This window comes from Thermoflexus sp. (assembly GCF_025055495.1).
Classification (GTDB): Bacteria; Chloroflexota; Anaerolineae; order Thermoflexales; family Thermoflexaceae; genus Thermoflexus.
Genome location: NZ_JANWXB010000308.1, coordinates 1 through 1,210 on the forward strand (window position 1 = coordinate 1; position 1,210 = coordinate 1,210).

Below are 1,210 nucleotides of genomic sequence, written 5' to 3' on the forward strand. Positions count from 1 at the left end.
ATCCGCCTTTCGCCACGCGCGGCGCGCCGTGGGAACGCCACCTGCTCCCATCCCGACTATACGGTCGGCCCCGGACTTGCACCGGTGTCCTGCCTTGGCCGACTGGGCCTTGGCTCGCGGGCTGAGGAGGGGCCTCCGGGCCCTCTCCATCACCGCCGGTCGGGAATTGGCCGCCTGAAGGCGGCCTCACCCTGCCCCGCAGGTCGTAGCGATTCGGTTGTCCAGTCATCGAGGGATCAGGCGTTCAGGTGAGCGCTTCATTGGGCGAAGAGGGCGAGGTGGAGGGCCGCCCGCCCTCTACTTCGCGCTCTTCTTCGACAAAGGGCTAAGCGCCGCTCTCCTCGCGGCCCTTCAGGATCGCCTCGATCTGCGAGGCGACACTGTCTAACTCGGTGCGAATGATCTCCCAGATCACGTCCAGGTTGATCCCGAAGTAGTGATGGATGAGTCGATCCCGAACGCCTGCCATACTCCTCCAGGGAACAGATGGGTATTCCTCGCGCAGCTTACTAGACAATCTCTTTGTGGCCTCGCCGATGATCTCCAGATTGCGCGCTACGGCATCCTGTGTCCGGGTGTCCTCTAGAAACGCCTCAAAAGTCATACCGGAGGTATATGTCCGAATCCGGCGGATCGCTTCCAGGATATCGTTGAGAAGCTCTCGATCCGTCCGCTTAGACATCGATCACGCTCTGCTCGATTTCCGAAGCTACTTCTGGTAGGCGGATCCCACGGAGACCCATCGGGGTTAATAGATCCACCTTTCGACCCAGAAGATTTTCCAGATACTCCGCCAGCTCGATGAATGCAAACCCGATGGGGCGATCGAATTCCACGACAAGATCGATGTCGCTGGTCTCGCCAGGCTCCCCCCGAGCATATGAGCCGAACAGGCCGATCCGCTTGACGCCGTATTGAGCGGCAAGGAAGGAATAATGCCGCCGAAGCAGCGTGATAATTTCCTCGCGACTCAATTGTTTATCACTCATTGCGGAACTCACAGCGGACGAAGATGAGAATAGGGAAGCATAAACACGATGTTCCAGGCCTCGCTTCCCACCGGGCGCCAGCAAGCAAAACCCCCGAAGGCCGTTCGACCTCCGGGGGCAGGGAAAATCGGGCACCGGACCGTGCGTGGAATAACCATCCCGAAAGCGTCGCAAACGCCTTCAGGATCCGCCTTTCGCCACGCGCGGCGCGCCGTGGGAAC

Annotated in this window: 3 protein-coding genes; all 3 read right to left on the reverse strand. The window is 60.2% G+C overall.

Features of this window, described 5'->3' with window-relative positions; all coding sequences use genetic code 11:
* Nucleotides 1–325: 325 nt before the first annotated feature.
* Nucleotides 326–682 (reverse strand): DUF86 domain-containing protein, encoded by a 357-nt coding sequence (locus tag NZM16_RS09735; RefSeq protein WP_295451382.1) that lies wholly within the window; start codon nt 680–682, stop codon nt 326–328.
* A complete protein-coding gene (locus NZM16_RS09740; protein ID WP_295480172.1) occupies nt 675–974 on the reverse strand; it encodes a nucleotidyltransferase family protein in 300 nt (99 codons plus the stop codon). Before NZM16_RS09740 ends, NZM16_RS09735 begins: the two co-directional genes overlap by 8 nt.
* Nucleotides 975–997: 23 nt before the next feature.
* Nucleotides 998–1,210 (reverse strand): hypothetical protein (locus NZM16_RS09745; protein WP_295480173.1); only part of this gene is annotated, 213 nt, incomplete at its 5' end.

Coding starts and splice junctions, on each gene's coding strand:
- NZM16_RS09735 (WP_295451382.1), bottom strand. CDS start 682: ATGTCTAAGCGGACGGATCGAGAGCTTCTCAACGATATCCTGGAAGCG.